This is a genomic window from Flavobacteriales bacterium (assembly GCA_025210805.1).
In the GTDB taxonomy this organism is placed as follows: Bacteria; Bacteroidota; Bacteroidia; order Flavobacteriales; family CAJXXR01; genus JAOAQX01.
The window spans coordinates 314247-333220 of sequence record JAOAQX010000023.1 but is presented as its reverse complement, the minus strand read 5'-3'; the positions used below and the strand labels follow the sequence as shown (position 1 = coordinate 333220).

General features: G+C 33.5%; 17 protein-coding genes. 5 read left to right on the top strand and 12 right to left on the bottom strand.

Going from position 1 to position 18974, the window contains the following annotated elements:
- The first annotated feature begins 575 nt into the window (after positions 1–575).
- From N4A45_09490 to N4A45_09480, 3 genes are all read left to right on the top strand, one after another.
- Positions 576–1142 carry a TlpA family protein disulfide reductase gene (locus tag N4A45_09490; protein ID MCT4665451.1) on the top strand — a complete coding sequence of 189 codons (567 nt, stop codon included), beginning with the start codon at positions 576–578 and terminating at the stop codon, positions 1140–1142.
- 49 nt (positions 1143–1191) lie between these two features.
- The gene (locus N4A45_09485; protein MCT4665450.1) at positions 1192–3477 is read left to right on the top strand and encodes a DNA topoisomerase 3; all 2286 of its coding nucleotides are present in this window, start codon (positions 1192–1194) and stop codon (positions 3475–3477) included.
- An 80-nt stretch (positions 3478–3557) separates the two neighbouring features.
- Entirely contained in the window at positions 3558–4352 is a 795-nt protein-coding gene (locus tag N4A45_09480; protein ID MCT4665449.1) for an SDR family oxidoreductase, read from the top strand.
- Positions 4353–4386: 34 nt separating this feature from the next.
- On the opposite strand, the gene N4A45_09475 is transcribed toward N4A45_09480, so the two are convergent.
- The 12 genes from N4A45_09475 to proS all read right to left on the bottom strand — a co-directional run bounded on the left by N4A45_09475 (position 4387) and on the right by proS (position 16327).
- Positions 4387–4920, bottom strand: coding sequence for a 3-hydroxyanthranilate 3,4-dioxygenase (locus tag N4A45_09475; protein ID MCT4665448.1), 534 nt, complete (start codon positions 4918–4920; stop codon positions 4387–4389).
- A gap of 249 nt (positions 4921–5169) precedes the next feature.
- Positions 5170–5475: a hypothetical protein gene (locus tag N4A45_09470; protein MCT4665447.1), complete on the bottom strand. Its 306-nt coding sequence runs from the start codon at positions 5473–5475 to the stop codon at positions 5170–5172.
- A 47-nt stretch (positions 5476–5522) separates the two neighbouring features.
- The gene (locus N4A45_09465; GenBank protein ID MCT4665446.1) at positions 5523–6044 is read right to left on the bottom strand and encodes a hypothetical protein; all 522 of its coding nucleotides are present in this window, start codon (positions 6042–6044) and stop codon (positions 5523–5525) included.
- 172 nt (positions 6045–6216) lie between these two features.
- Positions 6217–6930 (bottom strand): SDR family NAD(P)-dependent oxidoreductase, encoded by a 714-nt coding sequence (locus tag N4A45_09460; GenBank protein MCT4665445.1) that lies wholly within the window; start codon positions 6928–6930, stop codon positions 6217–6219.
- 217 nt (positions 6931–7147) lie between these two features.
- Positions 7148–7795: a hypothetical protein gene (locus N4A45_09455; GenBank protein MCT4665444.1), complete on the bottom strand. Its 648-nt coding sequence runs from the start codon at positions 7793–7795 to the stop codon at positions 7148–7150.
- A 514-nt stretch (positions 7796–8309) separates the two neighbouring features.
- Complete coding sequence (locus tag N4A45_09450; GenBank protein ID MCT4665443.1) at positions 8310–9023, bottom strand: DUF2290 domain-containing protein; 714 nt, start codon at positions 9021–9023, stop codon at positions 8310–8312.
- On the bottom strand, positions 9020–11170 hold the full coding sequence (locus N4A45_09445) for an ATP-binding domain-containing protein (GenBank protein ID MCT4665442.1): 2151 nt from the start codon (positions 11168–11170) through the stop codon (positions 9020–9022). The genes N4A45_09450 and N4A45_09445 overlap by 4 nt, the downstream gene beginning before the upstream one ends.
- Positions 11171–11629: 459 nt before the next feature.
- Positions 11630–11977, bottom strand: a complete 348-nt coding sequence (gene rplT, locus N4A45_09440; protein MCT4665441.1) for a 50S ribosomal protein L20 — start codon at positions 11975–11977, stop codon at positions 11630–11632.
- Between the two features lie 102 nt (positions 11978–12079).
- Positions 12080–12277: a 50S ribosomal protein L35 gene (rpmI, locus tag N4A45_09435; protein MCT4665440.1), complete on the bottom strand. Its 198-nt coding sequence runs from the start codon at positions 12275–12277 to the stop codon at positions 12080–12082.
- A 25-nt stretch (positions 12278–12302) separates the two neighbouring features.
- Positions 12303–12857 (bottom strand): translation initiation factor IF-3, encoded by a 555-nt coding sequence (gene infC, locus N4A45_09430; protein ID MCT4665439.1) that lies wholly within the window; start codon positions 12855–12857, stop codon positions 12303–12305.
- A gap of 44 nt (positions 12858–12901) precedes the next feature.
- Positions 12902–14836 carry a threonine--tRNA ligase gene (gene thrS / locus N4A45_09425; protein MCT4665438.1) on the bottom strand — a complete coding sequence of 645 codons (1935 nt, stop codon included), beginning with the start codon at positions 14834–14836 and terminating at the stop codon, positions 12902–12904.
- A gap of 12 nt (positions 14837–14848) precedes the next feature.
- Positions 14849–16327 (bottom strand): proline--tRNA ligase, encoded by a 1479-nt coding sequence (gene proS, locus N4A45_09420; GenBank protein MCT4665437.1) that lies wholly within the window; start codon positions 16325–16327, stop codon positions 14849–14851.
- Between the two features lie 141 nt (positions 16328–16468).
- Between proS and N4A45_09415 the strand changes: the two genes are divergently transcribed.
- Positions 16469–17398 (top strand): hypothetical protein, encoded by a 930-nt coding sequence (locus N4A45_09415; protein MCT4665436.1) that lies wholly within the window; start codon positions 16469–16471, stop codon positions 17396–17398.
- An 11-nt stretch (positions 17399–17409) separates the two neighbouring features.
- Positions 17410–18903, top strand: a complete 1494-nt coding sequence (locus N4A45_09410) for an outer membrane protein transport protein (GenBank protein MCT4665435.1) — start codon at positions 17410–17412, stop codon at positions 18901–18903.
- Positions 18904–18974 lie beyond the last annotated feature (71 nt).

Genomic DNA, 18974 nt, shown 5'->3' with positions numbered 1-18974 from the left:
CTGTCAGTTCGAGTGATTTCTTTGGAGAGCAGCGGAAAAGAAATTGTATCGAGAACTTTGACAACCATACGCATTCTCGATAAAATTTTCGATTCCATTGCATTCCATCAAAAACCACTCGAACTGACAAAGGTGTACAATTTTTGATTCCATTGCATTTCATCAAAAACCACTTGAACTGACAAGGTGTACATTTTTTATATCTCTGTCAATTCGAGTGATTTCTTTGAAGAGAAACGGAAAAGAAATTGTATCGAGTATGTCAGTTCGAGTAATTTCTTTGAAGAACAGCGGAAAAGAAATTGTATCGAGAACTTTGACAACTATACGCATTCTCGATAAAATTTTTGATTCCATTGCATTTCATCAAAAACCTCGAACTGACAAAGGTGTACAATTTTTATATCTCTGTCAGTTCGAGTGATTTCTTTGGAGAGCAGCGGAAAAAGAAATTGTATCGAGAACCCCGTTCTCTGCCTTCTAAAAGGGCTAAATGAGATTAGAAATCGTATAGAATAAAAAGCAATGTAATTCCAAACACCATCTCGAACGGATAATAAAAATACCTTTGCTTTATGGAAAAAACAAAAAAAAGCAGTTGGAAAAGCAATCTAATTTTTATTGGAATAATGGCTTTAATTTTTTTTACACCCCTTGGGTTTCATGTGAAAAAATGGACCTCCAGACTTTTAAGCTTTACGCCAAGTATTCTTGATAAAGAAGATCAAAAAACACTTAAATCTTATCAATGGATTCTTGTAAACGAAGAAGGAAAGCAAGTGAGTTTTGAAGATTCAAAAGGAAAAGTGGTTTTAGTGAATTTTTGGGCAACTTGGTGTCCTCCGTGTATGGCAGAATTACCAGAGTTGCACGATTTGTATCAGAAATATAAGGGTCAAATAGATTTTTATTTTGTTTCTAATGAAGAAAAAGGGATCGTACAGAAAAAATTAGAAGAAAAAAAATATGAATTAGCCACTTTTCAGGCAATCACTCAAACGCCCAATGCATTAAATTCAAATAGCTTGCCTACCACTTATTTAATCAATAAAAAAGGAGAAATTTTGATAGAAAAAACAGGAGCTGCCAAGTGGAACAGTGAAGAAATTCATCAGTTGATAGAAAAATTGATACAAGAATAAAATAGGAATCTTAATTTTGAGCTAAATTTAGTTTCAAAATTGAAGATTTATGAAGGTTTGTATTGCAGAAAAACCCAGTGTTGCAAGAGAATTGGCTAAAGTACTTGGAGCCCAAGAAAAATATGATGGTTACATCCAAGGTAATGGCTATCAAATTACTTGGACCTTTGGGCATTTTTGTGGATTGTATGAACCTAATGAATACTTCCCGCATTGGAAACGTTGGGATTTAAATTCCCTTCCTATGCTTCCTAAGAAATTTGAAACCAAGGTTATTAATGATCAAGGGGTTCAAAAACAATTTGGAATCATCAAAAAACTTTGCGAAAACGCCACCGAAGTTATTAATTGTGGCGATGCTGGGCAAGAAGGTGAACTGATTCAAAGATGGGTGCTTAAACAAGCAGGTTTTGAAGGGAAAGTAAGAAGACTTTGGATTTCTTCCTTGACGAATGAAGCCATTAAAGAAGGTTTTAAAAATCTTCAAGACGCTGAGTCTTTTGATAATCTATACTATGCAGGAAGTTCTAGAGCCATTGGCGATTGGCTTTTAGGGATTAATGCAACCCGTTTATACACACTTAAATACGGTAGAGACCGTCAAGTATTATCCATAGGACGTGTACAAACACCCACACTGGCTATGATTGTCAACCGTTTTTTGGAAATAGAGAATTTTATTTCAAAACCTTTTTGGGAAATTCAGACGCAGTATCGTGAAACCACATTTTATTCCGAAAAAGGAAAATTCACCATAAAAGAGGAAGCAGAAAAGATCGCTTCAGAAATAAAATTACATCCGCTGTCCATTCTTTCGGCAGATAAAAAAAACGGAAAAGAACTTCCGCCAAGACTGTTTGATTTAACAAGTTTACAAGTAGAATGTAATAAAAAATATGGCTTTTCGGCTGATCAAACATTGAAACTCATCCAGAGTCTCTATGAGAAAAAAGTAGTTACTTATCCTAGAGTAGATACCACTTATCTTCCCAATGATATGTACCCTAAAATAGAGGGAATTCTAAAAAACTTATTGGATTATAGAGATTTGATTAGCCCGCTTTTAGGTAAAAAAATTAGAAAAAGCAAAAAAGTATTTGATGATAAAAAAATCACCGATCACCATGCCATTATTCCCACAGGGGAGCAAACACATCTTCAGCCATTAGAGCATCAAGTTTATGAGGTAATTTGTAAACGTTTCATTGCCAATTTTTATCCTGATTGTCTAGTAGCAAATACGCTGGTGAAAGCTCAAGTAAATAAACATAAGTTTAAAGCAACAGGAAAGGTGATTACCGATATGGGATGGCGTGTGGTATATACTTCAGAAAAGAAAAAAAGCACGAATAAAGATAAGGAGCAAATTATGCCTGCCTTTGTAGTAGGGGAGTCTGGAAATCATTTTCCTTCTTTATTAGAAAAGAAAACAAATCCTCCAAAACAATTTACAGAAGCTACACTCTTAAGATCTATGGAAATGGCAGGGAAAAACATAGAAGACGAGGAACTCAGAGATGCTATGAAAGAGAATGGAATAGGGCGTCCTTCTACACGTGCAGGGATAATAGAGACACTTTTTAGAAGACAATATATCAAAAGAAACAAAAAACAAATTTTGCCTACTCAAATGGGAGTGGAGCTCATTAGTTTGATAGAGAACGACCTGTTACTTTCTCCCGAACTTACAGGTAAATGGGAAAAACAACTGAGAGAGATAGAGGCAGGTAGTTTTAGCGCGGGAACTTTTATCAAGAATATGAAAAAAATGGTTGATGATTTAGTTTTTGAGGTAAGGATGTCTTCTCATTCTGCCAGACTTTCTCAAAGGATGAATGATGCTAAGAAAGCTAAAAAACAAAATGCCAAAGTATTGATTGGGAAATCCTGTCCTGCTTGCGAAAACGGTAAAATGATCAAAGGAAAATCTGGTTATGGTTGTAACCAATGGAAGAACGGCTGTAAATTTGTGATTCCATTTGAGTTTATGGGTAAAAAAGTTTCAGAAAATCAATGGATTAGACTGCTGGATAAAAATGAAACAACTTTACTAAAAGGTTTTAAGCAAGGAACAGAAAAAGTAGATGGAAAAGTGGTTTTAGATGAGTATAAAAAACTCCAATTTTTCCCAAAAGAAAACCAAGCTACCAAAGAAAATACCTGTCCTAAATGCCATAAAGGAACTCTTTTAAAAGGAAAAACAGCTTATGGCTGTAGCCAATGGAAACAGGGCTGCGATTTTAGTTTTGAGTTTGACAAAATAAGGGCCTTAGCCAATGGACAACAACTTACCAAAGAATTAGTATTGGAAATTATTGCCAAAAATTCAAATTGATAGTGCATCAAATTGTCTCACTTTTGGCAGTAGAATAGTGCAAATAATGTATTTTTGACTTTCCTTAAAAAAATGACAAAATGAATCATCAAGAAACAGTTTTTATCACAGGAGCTACCAGAGGTATAGGTGCTTGTTTGGCAGAAGAATTAGTCAAAAAAGGCTATCAAGTGATTGGAACAGGAAGAAATGTTCAAAATTTAGATAAAAGCCTTGATGGGGTACATTATGTAGATTTAGATTTATCAAAACCTGAAAGTATTTCTACTTTAAAAAATAGGATTGATTTATCTGATGTTTCTATTTTGATCAATAATGCTGGCCAGTCTCAAATAGGAAGCTTAGAGGAAACTCCGATAGAAAAGTATGAGGAACTTTTTCAAATTAATGTTTTTGGGATTTTACAACTAACTCAAGAATTGTTGCCCTTTTTAAAGCAAAAACCCAAAGCTCGGGTGATAAATGTAGGTTCTTTAACAGGAAAATTTCCACTTCCTTATTATTCATCTTATTGTGCTACAAAATTTGCGGTTGATGGAATGACTCAAGCGCTTCGTCATGAAATGAAAACTGTGGGAATAGATATGGTGGTGGTGCATCCCAATGATATCAAAACCAGTATAACTCCAACATTTTTTGGGAAAGAAGGCTCAGATTTTTACCAAGCAGCAAACAAAATTCGTGAACGAGTAAAAATGAAGATGGCAAATGCCACACCTGTTGAATATTTTGTAGAAAAGATGGTGAAAATAGTAGAGGCCAAAAAGACTAAACCTGCCTACTATATTGGCGGAAATGCCAATTTTTTGGTTTTTGTTCGTCGTTTTATGACTGATACTTTTGCACTAAAGCAAATAGAAAAATCCTATAAATAATAAAAAAGCCTCATATTTATGAGGCTTTTTTTATTTAAACATCTGTGAATTTTGGATCAGAATCCATTACTGTTCCACATTTTTCACAAGTTCGTAGCTCCTCTGAATTATAAAATTTTCTAAAAACAGGGAAGAAATCCTTCTCAATATTGGTTAAGTAAAAATACTCTTCAAAAAGTTTGTGATTACAGTGATCACAGAACCACATAAGACCATCTTTTTCGGGGTTTTTACGCACTTTTTCTACTACCAAACCTACCGATCCTTCAGATCTCCCCGGTGAGTGGGGAACATTTCCGGGAAGTAAAAACATGTCTCCAGGACCCAAATGCACTTCTTTTGCTTCTCCATCTTCTTGGATTTTTACACAAATATTTCCTTCTATCTGATAAAATAGTTCTTCACTTTCATTGAAATGATAATCTTTTCGGGCATTTGGACCGCCAACAATCATCACAATAAAATCCCCAGCTTCGTGGTATAAGTTTTTGTTTCCCACTGGTGGTTTTAGTAAATCTCTATTTTCTTCGATCCATTTATGAAGGTTGAAAGGCATTTTTACAGGCATAATTCAATTTTAAAATTTAGTAAAACATCTCAAAAAAGCTTTTTTGGGCTTTTAGGATTGCCCTTATATTTAAAAAAGGAAGTTCTTTTTTACTTTATGGGCTTGCGTAAAATTAGTAAAAATCTCGAATACAAATTATCTTGAGATTGCTTTTTTGAAATTTTACCAGTGGTTGTTTGTTTGCTAATCCCAATTTTTCGCATAGGTTGTTGATTTAAAGCTTGTTTTGTGAGTGATTTGCGGGTTTGGTTATTGAGCTCTGTGTTTTTCTGTTTTAATTATGTGTACATTTCCAAAACCTTGTTTTGTGCTAATTGTAAAATACCAAACGTTTTTCAATCCATTCAAAAGAACAGGTTGCTTGTCTGATTCCTTGGAATCAATCTGTTCCTTAATTTCTTCAATCGTTTTTGTTCCAATTTGATAAATTTGTTCTTGTTCCTCTTTGATTTTCACAGTCCATTTATCTATTGAATCGTGTAGATTAATTGATTCTACCTGAGTAGTATATGTTCCTCCTCGAAACTCCAGTATGAATGTAAATAAGCTTTTCATTATTTATCTAAATTTTTTTATACAACTGTATTAAAGCTCGTTAGTTTCTATCTGCTTCCTCCAGCTACAATCATAAAATAAATTAAAAACATAACTAAATTCGATATGGAATTTGCTTCTAGATAAGTCCAAATTCCTTTTTTTCTTTTCTCAATTTCTTTCACTGACAACAAATAAAATGGCAATTCCAAAATCAATGTAGCAACAAATGAGGCTAACATTCCAAATATGAATCCGTTTAATTCATAATTCCCGTGACTTGTACTTCCTCCCCAAAAATCAATATTTCCTGTTATAGTTGAAAAATATGGAGCTATATAATAAAATCCAATAAACATCGAAAAATAGTTTCCAATAATTATCAGCCACATTCTATTTTCGATTTCATTTTTCTCTAAATATTTACTTTCATAAAACCCAATAAGTGAATTCAAAAGCAGTGAATGTAATATTCCAAACCACATCATTGGCGAGCCAGCATTTGCAAATACAAATGTTGGAATTAGAGTAAGAATCAGGGTTATTTTTAAATTCTCTTTATTCAATCCTATTTTTTTGTGTTCAGCCAAATGTTTGCTTTTTTTGTAAAAACTTGATAATGAGTTGTCTTGTGTCGAATTAATAGTTTGTCAGATTCTAGTTGAATGATTTATCGCTTATTGTTCTCCACAAATTTTCGGGATAGAGGCTACTGAGTTTAGGTTTATGAATAGTCCACACTCTTCCTTTAGTCAGTAGTTGTTATTCATAAAATACGGTCTTTATCGGGTATTTTTCTATATAATTCTTAGTTGTTTTATCTGGGTAAATATGACTTTCATTTTTATTAATTCCTTCACATATTCCTATCGCAATATTTTTAGGTGTCGATTTTTCTGTTTTTGTTTCTTCTGGGACCATGCTAGTGTCTACGTATCCGATATATGTTGCCATTACTTTAATGTTTTTTTCTTCTAATTCTTCTCTAATTGTTTCTGTTAAAACATGAGCGGCTGATTTTGAAGCACAATAAGTTCCTAATCTTTTTACAATTGCAAGAGCGCCAAGAGATAGAATATTCACTATGCCAGCATGATTTAGTTTTTCAAGATTCGGAATAAACGAATTAATCATTTCAATTAATGCGATATAATTTACTTTCATTTCCATTAATGCTGCTTGGCTACTTTTTTCTGCAATGAAAGGGATCTTAAATTCTACTCCAGCATTATTAATTAACAAGTTTGTATCGGCACATAATTCGGCACACTCTTTTATCCGTTCAGAGTTTGTTACATCTAATTCAACTGGAACTACTTTTTCAACATCTCTAAATGTCTGATTCAAATTTTCCAATTTCAAGCCTGTGGCATAAATTTTCTTTGCACCTTGAACTAAACACTCTTTAACAAGTGCTATTCCTATTCCTCCATCTGCACCTGTTATTAAAATTGTACTATCTTTTATTTGTGTCATTCCTTATACTTTATAAGTTAGAATCAAAACACAAAAACACCAGTAAATACACAAATATGAAGGTGAATTTAGTGGTTTATTCATGTTTTTGAATATTAAAAAGCAAGGTACAAAAAACATTGTTATTGAGAATACGCTGTGCGTTTTAGTCAATCCCGATGTTTTCGGGGGCTTCAGATTTTGCTCTGTGAGTAATCCGAAGACTTAGTTATTGTAGTCAGTTTTCTTGATCTTTATTTTTCTTTAATAGCTCTTTCGTTTTGTTTTCAATTTGCTTTTTTTCTGTTTTAATAGTTTCCTTTTTTTTTAACTTCATGTTTTTTTCTTTTTCACGAAATGCCCTCAATTGTTCATTGTTCATCCCTTTAGTTTTTCGGTTCGAGGGAAAGTCTTTAATTCTTGTTAGTCTATTAGTTTCTGGGTCGACATAAAATTCCTTTGAGGTATAAAGTTTCCAATCAAAAGGTTCGTTTAGTTCAAGTCTTATATATTTTTGTTCTCTTTTGTCCCAAAGTCCATCTTCACGTTTTTCTATTAAGTCTGATACGAACCACTTTACGCAATCTTTATATTCTAAAAGGTCTGTCGGTATTCTATCTTGAATTTCTTTACTAACCTCATTCCAATCATTTCCAACTTTACCACGAAGAAATCTGACTAAAAGACCGTAGTTTATTTTGCTATTAAAGAATTTAAAACTTTTCCCCATTCCCTCATAAGAAGGAAGGTTTTCCCAATCTTTATTTTTTTTTGAATTTCGAGTATCAGAATAGTCACCATCAATCACATATCTTCTTTTACTTCCAGAAGTTTTTAAGCGTGAGATTAACCATTTCTTGTTATGACTTTTTCCTTTATTACTCATTTTCCTTAATTGACTACAACGTTTAATGCAAGCGGACGTTTTAATTCCGTTTGCATTGTGTTGAACTAAACCCGTTTCACGGGTAGCTTTTTCTTAAAAGTATATAAAACTACAAAATTCTCTAATTTTAAGAAAGTTAAAATTACCGATTATGAAAAAAAAGAGAACTTTTAGTAGACAAAGCCAGTAGGATAGTAGCCTCCTTTTCTAGGAATTTTGTAAAGCTAAGACGGCATTACGAATTAGCAGGAAAGAGTCAGAGTACGGTTAGCAATTATGGTAGATGCTTGGCTCACATGGCTTTGCATTTTATACTATTTTGATGTTAAAAATAAATTAATTCAAGGAATAATGCCGATACATTACTAAAAGTCAATTATGAACAAAGTGAACTAATTGAATATTTAGTAAGTAATAGGTACAACAGCTTGGTTTTTAGTTAATCCCGATGTTTCGGGATCTTCAGATTTTGCTCTGCGAGCAATCCGAAGACTTAGTAATTGGTTGCAGTATTTTAACGTAAATGCAATTCAATCTTCTCATCGTTATCCCAAAATTGATTTTCTAAATTTTGTTCTCCACTAACACAATCAGTCAGCATTGACATCAATTCCTCTTTGTTATTTTCTAGTTTATCTTTCCAATTGTGGTAGTAAATGTGCTTGATTGTAAATAGAACAAATCTTAATGGAGAAAGTATTTTGTCAATGGGAATTCTAATATTGCTCAAATGACCAATGTGTATATGTGATACAGAATGTAATATAGGTTTGTAATTTTTAAAATCCGAATCATATCTAATTGTAGAATAATTTGATGATAGGTCTTGTTCATTTAAAAATTGATTATATTCTATCTCAAATAAACTACCTATACTTTCAATAGATTCTTCAATTTCATCTAGGCCAATTTCATTAGCTAAATATTCTTCATATGTTAGGTATTCAAAAGGGTTTTGAAAAAATGAATATCTAATTTCTAAAATACCTTCTTTAATAGAAAATTGAAATTGAAAATATGACTCATCATCAAGTAAGAAGTCAAAGTCGTAATTTTCTAATCCAGTCTTATATGCTTCATAATATTTATTGCCTAATGAAGCTTTTTTAAATTCGTCTGTTACTCCGTCATTTTTCAAATTTTTAATTCCTCTCATCTTGAAAAGATTAAAGGATTTAAGGGTTTTTTCTATTTTTGAAAATGAAATATTAAAATTGGCTTCTGTCATTTTTTATCTAAGAATTTAATTTTCAACTGCTCAACAATCTCATCTTTTGATAAATCAGTTTCTTTAACTAAATCATCTGCTAATCGTTCTAACTTATTTAATAGTTTTTGCTTTTTATTAATTCCTTGCCTAACTGTTCTTACATCCCTTTCACTAGGTTGTTTAAATATTAATTTATAATCATTATTTCTTAGTGTAGTAATTTCATTGATGCAATAATCAATAGAATCTCCTACTCCAGTCAAAGTAACCCAACCTAAACTTCTAGTAAGGGCTGTGAAAATTTTATTTCTTTCAGTTATATCATCTTTTTCTTGAAAAACTGAATCAATTCCAACGATATATACTTTTCCAGTTTCATTTCCTTTAGCATTATAAATAGTACTTAAAGTAACGTGGTCTTGTACTTTAAAAAACTTATTACTGCTTGAAACCTTTAATAGGTTGAAACTACTAACACCATTTAGCTCTAGTTTTTTTTCAATGTAATCGAAATATTTTTTGACGTTTATGTTATCCATACACACAACGCTAATATCTTCAGGCTTCAATTCTTGAGTTAAGTCTTTTAAGATTGACTCAACAATGTAATCCAACTCTTTTCTGAATTCATCAAATTTTAAAATTTCAATAATCTCATCATCACTCAACATCTCATTTTTAATAGAAGCACTATTATGAATTGGTCTCTCAATTTCCATTTGAGATTTATCTGCTGAATCTCCTCTATTAACTTTAAATCCTAAGCTTTCCCAATGGTCATTGCTCTCTAATCGTTGAATAATTTTAGGATTGTCCTTTTTATTTTTATTATAAATACCAAGACCTAGAGCAAACGCAGTTATCAAAATTTTTCTTGGATTACGATAACAAATATGTAATATCAAGTCTTGTAATTTGTCCTCACTTCTTGAAAAGTCTATAAAATATTTTCCTTCTTCGTCTTTTCCAAAAGTTTCTTTCTCATCTTGAATTTCAATATCTAAAATATTCTGAAAATCGTCATAAGCCCATACAACTCTGTCTTTGTAAGTTATTTGTCTACAAATTCTATAAAAACTATTTGGAAAATCTTGTGCTTCATCGATTAAACAGTAATCAAATTGCTTCTTTAAGCTGTTTTTATTCAGTTCTTCACAAACATATTTAAATGGTTGTTCTTTGTTATTTGCTCTAGCTTTGGAAAGGTTTATAGGTGATATTCCATTATTTTTACTAGCATTATAATAAACACCTTCTAAATACTTTCCTCCCCAAGCGTGCATAATATTAATCTTATTCCAATTTGGGTCTCTATCTGCAAACTGTCTATAAAATCTTGTTATTAAATTTTTGACTACGTCATTTAAACTTTTAGTGTAATATGTATAGAGAACATTAGCTTCAGGGTTTTGTAAATGAATTAAAGCAGCTTTCATTGAAAGAATAACTGTTTTTCCAGAACCGGCTAGACCTCTAATTCTTTGAGGACCATCTAATATGAATAAAGCTGCTCTTTTTTGCTCTAAATCAAAATTGTAAATTTCATTTTCAATTGCAGATAATATTGCTCCTTTAGAGTTTTTAAAGTCGAACTTATCTTTTAATTTTCTATTCTTAGGTTTCGGTATTCCTTTTGAACCTTCTATTGTTGCTTTTAAATCTCTATATTCTGATTCAGTTAGTTCATTGTTTTCGCCTGAATCTATTATTAATTTTCTAATATCATTAAATGTAGTACAGATTTCAAATTCAGATTCAATTTGATAATCATTTGGAATATTGTTTAAAAATAAAATTGATGTTATATCAATTTTGAGAGTCTTTCTTCTTCTATCTTCAATAAGAATTGGTGATTCTTTAAGAAGTTTAGCAAAGATTAATCTGTCAATGTCATCTAATGAATTTTCTTCATATTCAATCGAATCTAATTCTTGATTAGAACATTCAATAGTTTGGAATATAAATAATCCGTAATTTTTTGAAACGAATATTACGTTTGCAGAAATTGTATCATCAGAGTCTAAATTCGGATAAATAGGAAAATTATGATAGATAGCTGAGTTTTCGAATAGTAGTTCTTCATCTATTTGATACAAGTAAGTCAAAAGAGCCCTTGCTGAAGAATCTTTCTTTACTAAGTTTTCGTTTATGTTTTTTTCTATCATAAAGTTTTTTTCAATATTGCAACCAACAACCGTATAAACACACCCTTGCATAACATAGGTGTGTTTATACGCTCTATACGTTTATACTTTTTCTGTCATTATCAAAAACACAAAAAGCCCAGTAAAAACAGGTTTTGGAAGTGAATCTAGAGGTACTATTTATATTTTTGAATATCATAAGACTAAGATACAAAAAACAATTTTATGAAGGAAGGATAAGCGAATAATTATACGTGTAATATTCGAATAATATACGGTTATTGTTATTAGATTTCGTTGGACTTATCTTCCCCTGCACGATCTCCCTAGCCCCGATAGAGGCGGTATCCTTTTGTTTTTTGAAGAAAAACAAAAGATAAAGCCGAAAGCGGGAAATAGCTCCATAAAAAAACCCAACTCAAAAAGAGCTGGGCTTATATAAGAAAGTTCGAAGTCTAAGTTAACAATCTACTTAGAGAATTATTTTTTTACTTGATCTACGATTGCTTTAAAAGCTTCTGGGTGATTCATCGCTAGGTCAGCAAGTACCTTACGATTTAATTCAATTCCTTCTGCTTTTACGGCTCCCATAAATGTAGAATAGGTCATACCGTGAAGACGTGCACCTGCGTTAATACGTTGGATCCAAAGCGAACGAAAATTTCTTTTCTTTTGCTTACGCCCAATGTAGGCATATACAAGTCCTTTTTCAACCGCGTTTTTAGCTACGGTATATACATTCTTTCTTCTTCCGAAGTATCCTTTAGCAAGCTTAAGGATTTTTTTTCTACGTGCCTTAGAGGCAACATGATTGACTGATCTTGGCATAATGTTTCTTTTTTTTGTAATTAGTGGAGTTTATTGCATCTCACTTGGGGTACTAATTCCATGGTTAATGAATTTACCTAAAGACTTAAAGTATTTCAGTAATTATTTAAGTCTCAATTGTAATTTGATGTTCTTCTCGTCTGATTCATGAACCAAACCAGTTTGGGTCAAATTACGTTTTTGTTTAGTCGTTTTCTTTGTTAAGATATGACTTTTGAAAGCGTGCTTTCTTTTGATTTTACCAGAGGCAGTAAGCTTAAAACGCTTCTTTGCACTGGATTTTGTTTTCATTTTTGGCATAATCTATTCTTTTTGCGACTTCGAACTACTTCTTCGGTTTTTTAGGGGCAAACATCATAATCATACGTTTACCTTCCATTTTTGGGAGTTGCTCTACCTTAGCCAATTCTTCCAATTCTTGGGCGAATTTTAATAGTAGAATTTCTCCTTTATCTTTAAAAAGGATACTTCTACCTTTGAAGAAAACGTAAGCTTTAAGTTTCGCTCCTTCTTCCAAGAACTTTTTGGCATGTTTGAGCTTAAACTGATAATCGTGTTCGTCCGTGTTGGGTCCAAAACGGATTTCTTTTACGACTACCTTACTACTTTTTGCCTTGAGTTCTTTTTGCTTTTTCTTCTGATCATAAAGGAATTTTTTGTAATCAATTACTTTACAAACAGGTGGATTGGCTTTTGGGGCAATCTCAACAAGATCCAACTCCATTTTTTCGGCAATTTCCAGTGCTTTTCGGGTATCAATGATTCCGTTCTCAACATTGTCTCCTGCCAATCGAACTTGTGGTACACGGATATTTCTGTTTATCCTGTGTAAATCTTTCTTCTCTACTCTTACTGGTCTTCTTCTTCGACCTCTTCTAATAGCTATGGTAAAATCCTCCTATTCTTTAGTTAAACAATTCTATTTTATTCAAAATCCTTTTGGATTTCTTTTTGTACTAAGTTTTTAAACTCCTCTATAGATAGCACTCCAAGGTCTATTTTCCCGGGTTTTCTAACGGCTACCGTATCCGATTCGCTTTCTTTTTCTCCGATAATTAATAAGAAAGGTACTTTTCGCTTTTCGGCATCAAATATTTTCTTACCAATTTTTTCGGCTCTCTCATCTATTTCGGCACGAATATCGGAATTTTTCAGCAAATGTAATACTTTATTCGCATAATCGTGGTATTTTTCACTGATTGGTAATATGATAACTTGATCTGGATTGAGCCAAAGTGGGAAATCTCCTCCAGTATGTTCTATCAAAATACCGATAAATCTTTCCAAAGATCCGAATGGAGCTCTATGAATCATTACGGGTCTATGTTTTTGATTGTCAGATCCTACATAGGTTAAATTAAATCTTTCTGGTAGGTTGTAGTCTACCTGAATTGTCCCTAGTTGCCATTTTCTTCCAAGTGCATCTTTGACCATAAAATCTAATTTTGGTCCATAGAAAGCAGCTTCACCATATTCTACAACGGTGTTGAGTTCTTTGTTTTTAGCGGCTTGGATGATGGCATTTTCGGCTTTTTCCCAGTTTTCATCTTCTCCGATGTATTTTTCTGGGTTTTCTGGATCTCTTAGTGATATTTGTGCAATAAATTCTTCAAATCCTAAAGCATTGAAAGTATAACTTACCAAATCAATTACTTTTTCAAATTCATCTTGTACTTGATCTGGGCGGCAGAAAAGGTGGGCATCATCTTGAGTAAATCCTCTTACACGAGAAAGTCCGTGTAGTTCTCCAGATTGTTCGTAACGATAAACGGTTCCGAATTCTGCTAAACGCAAAGGTAAATCACGGTAGGAGCGAGGTCTCGAATTATAAATCTCACAGTGATGCGGGCAATTCATAGGTTTGAGCATGAACTCTTCGTTATCACTTGGTGTTTTGATGGTTTGGAAGGCATCTTCACCATATTTTTCAAAGTGACCTGATGTTTTGTAGAGTTCTACATTCCCTATATGTGGGGTAACTACTGGGTCGTATCCTCTTTCCATTTGGGCGTTTCTCATAAAACGCTCTAATCTTTCTCTTAGCATAGCACCTTTTGGTAACCAAAGTGGTAAACCAAGTCCTACACGTTGAGAAAAGTGGAAAAGATCCATTTCTTTCCCTATTTTTCGGTGGTCTCTCTTTTTTGCTTCTTCCAAAAGTGCAAGGTGCTCTTTGAGTAGTTTTGCTTTTGGAAAACTTACTCCATATACACGGGTAAGTTGTTGTTTTGTTTGATCTCCACGCCAGAACGCTCCCGAAATATTGGTGAGTTTTACGGCTTTGATAATTCCTGTATTCGGAATATGTGGTCCTCTACAAAGGTCTGTAAATCCTCCTTGTGTATAAAAAGTGATGGATCCATCTTCTAGACCTTCTAGGAGTTCTAGTTTATAAGGATCATTTTTTTCTGTAAAGTAAGCAATGGCTTCATCCTTGGAAATTTCTTTACGGATATAGTCGTTTTTCTGGCGAGCTAATTCCATCATTTTGTCTTCCAATTTTTTCAAATCGGCTTCGTGGATGTTTTTTTCTCCAAGGTCTATATCATAATAGAAACCATTTTCTATAGGTGGTCCGATAGCAAATTTTACTCCTGGGAATAATTCTTCAATGGCTTCTGCCATCAGGTGAGCCGAAGAATGCCAGAACGCGTATTTTCCACCTTCGTCATTAAAGGTAAGAAGTTTAATGTTTACATCTTCTGAAATGGGGCGTGTAGCATCCCAAATTTCACCATTGATTTCTGCGGCAATTACATTTCTTGCCAATCCTGCTGAAATGCTTTGAGCAACGTCTATAGAATTGATTCCAGCTTCAAATTCTTTGACACTATTATCGGGTAAAGTAACTTTAATCATTTTGAGCAATTTTTAGTAAGCCTTAGCAAATAAGACTCTTTTATTGGATGGTTTTCCAGAATAAATACACACGCCTTCTTCTTCTTTAGCGTCTAAAGGAATACAACGAATGGTTGCTTTGGTTTCTTCTTGTATTTTTTCTTCTGTTTCGGTGGTTCCGTCCCAGTGTGCTGAGATAAATCCTCCTTTGGTTTCCAATACTTCTTTAAACGCTTCGTAGCTATCTACTTCTGTGATATGTTCATCACGGTAGGTTCTTGCTTTTTGATAAATACTTGATTGGATATCATCTAGTAGATTTGGTATTTTGGCGAAAGCCTCTTCAATAGTCAAGGATTCTTTTTCTTGGGTATCTCTACGAGCTATTTCTACCAAACCTTTTTCTAGATCTCGCATTCCCATGGTAACTCTCACAGGAACTCCTTTAAGTTCCCACTCGGCAAATTTCCAACCTGGTTTATGCGTATCACGATCATCAAATTTTACCGAAAGACCTTTTGAGCGCAGCTCCGAAACATATTTATCGGCTATTTCTTTTATTTGCTCCAGCTGTTCTTCTCCTTTGTAGATAGGAACAATGACTACTTGAGTAGGGGCTAAGTTTGGAGGAAGTACGAGTCCTTGATCATCTGAATGGGTCATAATAAGAGCACCCATCAAACGAGTGGAAACTCCCCAAGAGGTTGCCCAAACATATTCTTGTTTTCCTTCTTTTGAGGTGTATTTTACATCAAAAGCTTTGGCAAAATTTTGTCCTAAAAAGTGAGAAGTACCTGCTTGCAATGCTTTTCCATCTTGCATTAAGGCTTCGATAGTAAGGGTGTCATCAGCTCCTGCAAATCTTTCACTTTCAGATTTTCTTCCTTTAACAACAGGAATTGCCATAAAATCCTCTGCGAAGTTGGCATATACTTCTTGCATTTGAGCAGCTTCTGCTATAGCTTCCTTTTTGGTAGCGTGTGCTGTATGTCCTTCTTGCCAAAGGAATTCAGCAGTTCTAAGGAATAAACGGGTTCTCATTTCCCATCTAACCACATTTGCCCATTGGTTTACCAAGATTGGGAGGTCTCTGTGAGACTCAATCCATCCTTTGTAGGTATTCCATATAATGGCTTCAGAGGTAGGTCTTACGACCAATTCTTCTTCGAGTTTGGCTTCGGGGTCTACCATAAGTTTTCCCTCGTTTTCCTCATCGTTTTTTAGTCGGTAATGTGTGACTACCGCACATTCTTTTGCAAATCCTTCTGCATTTTTTTCTTCGGCTTCAAAAAGACTTTTGGGAACAAAGAGTGGGAAGTAAGCGTTTTCATGCCCTGTTTCCTTGAATTTTTTATCCAATTCGGCTTGCATTTTTTCCCAAATTGCATAGCCATAGGGTTTGATAACCATACATCCTCTAACGCCTGAATTTTCAGCTAATCCCGCGTTTACTACTAACTCGTTATACCACTTAGAATAATCTTCTGAGCGCTTTGTAAGTTTTTTTGCCATTTTTTGTTTTAATTTGGTATAAAATTTGTTCCAAACAAACGGAACAACATTATCTCGCAAATCTAATTGAATTATTGCTTTTTAGTAGCAAGAAAATTGCATAAATTAGCCTTGTATAGATGTTTTTAAATTACCAAAACCATGAAAAAGTTATTTTCTATTCTATTATTAGCTTCAGTAGCCAGTGTTTCTGCACAGGTGAATAGAACTTATTTTGACGAAATTTATCTTGGAGAAAAAGACCCATTCCCAAGAAAAGTAAAAATGCGTGCAAGTGTAAGTTCTGTGGGTGCAGCAGATGATTATTATGAGAATAGAATTAAACGATTCAATAGAGGTTATGGTTTTGGCTATGATAGAATTCATAATTTTCGTTATGATGCGGTAACTTTTGGAAGACTTGATAGACATTGTGTGCATACAAGTTTTTATTTCCCAGGTCATCTTCATACGCCACATTGTGCTTTTCATCATAATCACTTTGTTCCTGTATATGTTCAAGTAAATCCAAAAGTTTATACTAGAGGTGTGCGTGGCTCAGGAATTTTGGGAAGTAATTCTGGTGTAGGAAATCGTATAATAAACAATGGACGTAGTGCTGATAATGGACGAGGAAGAACCTCAAATAATTATACAACTAGGTCAAGAGTGAGTATTCAAAATATTAATACTAGAGTAGCAACCAATAGAGTCAATGAGTCGATAATGACTGGTTATTCTAGACCTGCAACATCTGTGAGGAATTTTGATAGAGTTACTCCAACAAGGGTCATAGACAGAAATCCATCAAGAGGTACTGTTGTTACTCAACAAGGAGCTCGTAGCATGAGTCCAGTTTACAGAGAAACCACGAGTCCAGTTCGTTCTCGATCAAACAGAAGTTCTTATTCAAGAATAAACTCAACCAATTCTCGTTCGAGTTATTCTCGTCAGCCAAGTCGTTCGCAATCGCAAAGTAGAGTGAATAATCAGCGTTCAAACACAAGAACATATTCACCAACAAGATCTAGCTCAAGTTTTTCTAGAGGTTCTGTTTCAAGATCTTCAGGAATGGTTAGAGGAAGTAGATAAGAGTCTATTACATGAGGAAAATATTATTTGTAACTATCTCAGTTATTTGTGGAGGATTTACGCTTCAAGCACAAAATTCTTATGAGGCGCTCAATTATGGCTTAAAAGAAAGTCAAGGTTCTGCAAGAATGATTTCTATGGGTGGAGCCTTTACGGCTTTAGGCGGAGATTTAGCTAGTGTTATGCAGAATCCCGCAGGATTGGGAATTAAAAGATTGGATGAATTTTCGGTATCCTTGGGTTTTGAAGCAAGAAATAGAAATACTCTTTTTACAAGAACTAATGAATCTGTTAATCAACTTACAGGTAATTTGAATATTCCCAGTTTAAATTATGTAATAACTTCAGATTATGGAAAGAGGAAAACACTTAGAAGGTTTAATGTAGGTCTAGGATACAATAGAACTCAAAATTTAAATCACAGCTTTAAGGCTTCGGGAAAGGGTATTTTTCCTTCTTTTATTTCAAGCTTAGCTAGAGCAGCGACTGATAATAAATTTGCACCCAATTTTTTACAAAATTATTCCACGGATAAGATTGCTTACGAAAGTTATATGATAAACTATGACACGGCAAACAGTCAGTACACCCCAAGTTCACAGGTTTTTGGACAAAGAACTGAGTTTGAGGAATCAGTAAGTGGAAGTATGAGTGAGTTTTACCTAAATATGAGTATCTCATTGAAAGATAAACTCTTTTTAGGAGCAAATTTGAGCTTTCCAACAATTACAAGTGTTCGAAAGAAATATATATATGAAGGAGAATACACTCAGGCAGACAGTATTGATGTAAAAGGAACAACAGTGCTTTATAGAAATCTAGTGATGGAAAATCATTTAGATATTCAAGGAAGTGCTGTAAAAGGATCTTTTGGTTTACTTTATCGTCCATCAAAATACATCAGGTTTGGGCTTGCTTACCATACACCAACTTCTTATACTATGAGAGAGTCTGAGATTCGATCTGGGAAATCTTTTTTTAGTAACAATGATAATGCAGAGTATGGTTTCACGGCGAATTGGGAGCCTTATGCACTCACTTTACCACAAGAGTTTAATGCGGGTTTTGCAATTGTTTTTGGTAGAAAAGGACTTTGGTCTGTAGATGCTCACTATATTGATTTAAGTAAAATACAATATTCTCTGCCTCAAAATCCCAATGCATTTGCAAATCTTAATAAAGAAATAAAAGAAGAGTTTAAAGAAGTTTTTACAATTAGAACTGGTTTTGAGTATAATGTAAAAAGGCATACACGTCTTAGAGCAGGTTTTGAATTTAAAACATCGGGATTAAGATATGATAAACTACCAGCATCAATAATGCCTTCCATTGGGTATGGATATGCCAAAGAAGGATTTTATGTTGATTTAGCTTATAGCCTTCAAATGACAGGTTTTGTAAGAAATCTTTACCAAAATTATCACTCAAGTACGGCACCAATAGACGCAGAAGTCGATACCCAAAATCATAGAATAGTAGCCACTGTAGGTTGGAAACTTTATTGATTTAAAAAAATACTTTCAAAAAACCTTTTTAACAGCATCAAAAAACTTTATTTTTGATGCTGTTAATTTTT